The organism is Arthrobacter sp. P1_B3 (assembly GCF_056406615.1).
Window position 1 is genome coordinate 1 of sequence record NZ_JBFTZV010000055.1, and the last position, 3964, is coordinate 3964.

Below are 3964 nucleotides of genomic sequence, written 5' to 3' on the forward strand. Positions count from 1 at the left end.
TCTGCGACCCACATTCGCCCTGGCAGCGCGGCAGCAACGAAAACACCAACGGGCTCCTCCGCGAGTACTTCCCGAAAAGCACCGATCTGTCGTTCCACGGGCCCGGAATCCTCGAGAACGTCGCCGCGGAACTCAACCGCCGGCCACGCAAACGACACGGCTACCGAACGCCCGCAGAAGTCCTCGCCGAGCTAGTCTCGAACCCAGCCAACTAAATCCCGTGTTGCAGGCACCACTGGAATTCGCCGGATATGAGATGCAGAGGTTTCGAGACACACTTGTCAGCGCCCGAAGTCGTCTGCACCGATGTCCGAACTCGTCTGCGCCGGCATGGAGGGTCAGTCTGGGATCCGTTGTGCGATCGCGTTAACGAGGGCGCGGAGTTGAGGCATTTCAGCGCTGCGACGTCGTTCGGTAAGCGCCCGCCCGCTCGCACCGCTCACCGGTAGCGGGCGTTGAGGGACTCGATCGCGGATCGCGCGCCGGGTGGCACGCGCGGTCTCACGAACTCCAGCTTGGTGCTACGTGCTCGCAGCCGCCCGAAATCTGCGGATCGCAGCGATAAGTGGCGGCGTTTTCGCAGCGCTAAATGTCACCCCTGGTGCCTGGTAGACGATCGTCCAGCGGGCCCGCGTGCGAAAATGCTGGCATGCCGTCCCCGCAGTCACTGAGCGAAACTGATCGCCGCCTCGTCGCAGCGTGGGCGGCGGACTGTGCGGAGCGGGTCCTGGTCCTGTTCGAGACGGAGGCTCCGACCGACGGTCGACCACGTGATGCCATCGCTCGTACTCGGGCATTTGCTCACGGTGAACTTGGTGCCGCCGGTGAAATTCGCCGGCGCTTCGTTGCTGGTCGGGCCGCGCACGCGGTTAGCTCTCCTGCGGCTGTGGCGGCCGCCCGGGCTGCTGGACAAGCTGCCGGGGTCGCTCACATGGGCGCGCACGCTCTCGGCGCAGCCGCCTACGCCGCGAAAGCGGCCGGGCTGGCCGCTCCGAATCAGCCCACGGCCATCTCCGACGAGATCTCTTGGCAACTCGAGCACATGAATGCTCAAGTGAGGGCGGCGCTTCAGCAGTTGCCACCACTTGGTGAAGACTCCGCGGGCCCGCTCGGTACCGGACTTCTCGCGTCGGGCATTCTCGGGTCAATCATTCGGAAGATTCAGGCCGCTATGGACAATATCTCGCCACAGGAGGGTGCCCGGTAGGCGAACGGCTTACGGGCGGGGTCGAGAGCGAACGTAAAGGAACCGGAAACTGCTAGGGCGTCTGACAAACCCGCGACGGGTTGACCAGTGATGCCCCGCGCACGAAAATGCGAACCATGAGTGATCATCGCAGCCTTTCCGAGCCGGCCCCGTTCACCGCCGATGACTTCGCCGAGCGGTTGCGGCGAGCAGCCCACGCCGCCCAAGATGCCGGGCTCGACGGCATCCTGGTCACTCCCGGACCGGACCTGCTGTACCTCACCGGGTATGCACCCGTGGCCATCACTGAACGCATCACCATGCTCGTGATCCCCGTCGACGCGGAGCCCGCCATGATCGTTCCGAGGCTCGAGAGGCCCGACGCGGAAGCGGCCGCCGGCGCCTCGATTCTGCGGATCACCGACTGGACCGACGGGAGCGACCCCTACACGGAATCTGCGACGCTGATGGCCGGCACCGGACGTTATGCCGTCTCTGACTCGGCCTGGGCCATGCACCTCCTCGGCCTGCAGGATCGACTGCCCAAGTCGTCCTACGTCTCGATGACGACCGCCCTGCCGATGCTTCGGGCGATCAAGGATGACGACGAGATCGAGCGGCTGGCGGCGGCCGGCGCGGCCGCAGACCAGGCGTACGAGGAGATCGTCACCGTGCGGTTCGCTGGGCGCAGCGAGACCGACGTCGGCTCTGATCTCGCCGACCTCCTTCGCCAATTCGGTCATTCGCAGGTGGACTTCACCGTCGTCGGTTCGGGTCCGAATGGAGCCAACCCTCACCACGAGATCGGCCCACGGATCATCGAGGACGGAGACATGGTGGTCCTCGACTTCGGCGGCCTCAAACACGGCTACGGATCAGACACGACGCGGACCGTGCACGTCGGCGAACCCACCGCCGAGGAGCGCGAGGTTCACGACGTCGTCAGACACGCACAGCAGGCCGGGTTCGAGGCCGTGCGGCCAGGCGTCGAGTGCCAGGAGATCGATCGCGTGTCCCGGGCGGTGATCACTGAAGCCGGCTACGGCGACTACTTCATTCACCGCGTCGGGCACGGAATCGGACTGACGACTCACGAGCCGCCGTACATGGTCGAGGGCGAAACCCAGATCCTCCACCCCGGCATGTGCTTCTCGATCGAACCCGGAATCTACCTGCCGGGCAGGTTCGGCGTACGGATCGAGGACATTGTGACGGTCGTTCCCGACGGCGGACGGCGACTCAATCAGACCTCGCACGAGATGAGAATCGTCCACTAGTTAGCCGACGTGGTCCACGATCTGACGTGGCGCACTGCCAGCGGAATGCCCGGCGCGGTGAACCGGACGTCCACGGGGACGTCGAGGGTCGTTTCATTCAGTGTTGTGGTCACGGTGTATGCGCTCTCTGTTTCGCCTGCAGCCTGCCGGCCTGCTCTGATCCCATAACAGAACCAGCATCCCCGCGGTATCACTGGTTGGCGAAGCAAAACAGATCCTCGGTAGCTAAATGGGTGATGCCGTGCCGCAGCGTGACATACCCCCTCTGCATCAAGCTGTGGCGGGCCGGCAATGTGACTCGCAGCGATAAATGGCGGTCCTTTCGCAGCGCTATTTGTCATCTCGCAGCCCGCAAGGGGATCGTGCAGCGGGCGGTCAGGCCGGGTTAGCTGCAGAATTCGAGGCAAGGACGTCTTTGCGGATTGCCCAACGGCCGATGGCTGCCGCTGCGCCAACGGTGGCCCATGGGATCAGTAGCCAGGGCTGCCAGCCGAGGCCCAGGGCGCTTCCGAGCAGCCAGAACACTAGGGTGGGCACCGCGAAAAAGGCTCCGATGTGGATCCATTGATTCCGGACCGGGCGCAACAGATAGGCCAGCACCGAGGCCAGTGGCGCCGCGACCACCAGGGAAACTCCGAAGCCATACAGAATCGCCATGCCCAAAAAGCCCCATACGTGGCCGGCGTCGGTGCCGTCCCGCGAGGCGGGCACGCCATAGCCTGCCGCCACCAGGAGAAGTAGCACGCCCACCCAGAGCGAGGTGGCGATGAGCCAGCCCTTGATGAACGCGTACGCATCCAGCACCACTCTTTGTGACCGAACTGCCTGCGGCCGCGCCGCATCCCCCAATGCCATGGGCTTAGCCTACCGATGCGCAAAAGTTTCCCGCCCGTGCCGAGGGTGCGGCCGTCTGATAGGGGATCCTTCACGGGTCAGCTCAGTTGAAACGCGGAGCGAAGGCTATTGCATCCAGATCATTGGCAGTTACGGTGGCTCCATGAGGGACAGGACGCTGCCGATCATATGCGGGACGACAGAGTTCAATGACGCCCTCGACCACGACAAGACGGAAGGCTGGCGCCGTGCGGAAACTAATCTACGGCATGAATCTGACCCTGGATGGCTACATCGCCGCGGCCGGCGACGACATCGGCTGGGGCGGGCCGAGCGACGAATTGTTCCAGTGGTGGCTCGACCAGGAGCGGGCTAGCAGCCTGTCGCTGTACGGGCGCAAGCTCTGGGAGACAATGAGCTCCTACTGGCCGACCGGCGACCAGCAGCCAGACGCCACCCCGGCGGAGATCGAGTTCGCGCGGAACTGGCGGGACACGCCGAAGGTGGTGTTCTCCTCGACGATCGACAGGGTCGACTGGAACACCCGCCTGGTCAGCGGCGACGCGATCGCCGAGATCACTCGGCTCAAGGCCGGGGACGGCGGCCCGATGAGCGTCGGCGGCGCAACGCTCGCCGGGGCGGCCATGCGGGCCGGGCTGATCGACGA

5 protein-coding genes are annotated in these 3964 nt (G+C 65.0%); 4 read left to right on the forward strand and 1 reads right to left on the reverse strand.

From position 1 onward, the window contains the following. The 3 genes from AC1D2F_RS23660 to AC1D2F_RS23670 all read left to right on the forward strand — a co-directional run. The coding region (locus AC1D2F_RS23660; protein WP_476967780.1) for a transposase at positions 1-215 on the forward strand (215 nt) is incomplete at its 5' end. A gap of 434 nt (positions 216-649) precedes the next feature. Beyond that, the gene (locus AC1D2F_RS23665) at positions 650-1207 is read left to right on the forward strand and encodes a putative immunity protein (protein WP_476967886.1); all 558 of its coding nucleotides are present in this window, start codon (positions 650-652) and stop codon (positions 1205-1207) included. Positions 1208-1323: 116 nt separating this feature from the next. After that, positions 1324-2463, forward strand: coding sequence for an aminopeptidase P family protein (locus tag AC1D2F_RS23670; RefSeq protein ID WP_364747159.1), 1140 nt, complete (start codon positions 1324-1326; stop codon positions 2461-2463). A gap of 375 nt (positions 2464-2838) precedes the next feature. Here the strand turns inward: AC1D2F_RS23670 and AC1D2F_RS23675 are convergent, their stop codons facing one another. Continuing rightward, positions 2839-3318: a hypothetical protein gene (locus tag AC1D2F_RS23675; RefSeq protein WP_476967887.1), complete on the reverse strand. Its 480-nt coding sequence runs from the start codon at positions 3316-3318 to the stop codon at positions 2839-2841. A gap of 227 nt (positions 3319-3545) precedes the next feature. Here AC1D2F_RS23675 and AC1D2F_RS23680 point away from each other — a divergent pair. Then, on the forward strand, positions 3546-3964 hold a 419-nt coding region (locus AC1D2F_RS23680), incomplete at its 3' end, for a dihydrofolate reductase family protein (protein WP_476967888.1).

Excerpts from the sequence above, each read along its gene's own strand:
- AC1D2F_RS23670 (WP_364747159.1), top strand. The coding sequence starts at position 1,324 with ATGAGTGATCATCGCAGCCTTTCCGAGCCGGCCCCGTTCACCGCCGAT.
- AC1D2F_RS23665 (WP_476967886.1), top strand. The coding sequence starts at position 650 with ATGCCGTCCCCGCAGTCACTGAGCGAAACTGATCGCCGCCTCGTCGCA.
- AC1D2F_RS23675 (WP_476967887.1), bottom strand. The coding sequence starts at position 3,318 with ATGGCATTGGGGGATGCGGCGCGGCCGCAGGCAGTTCGGTCACAAAGA.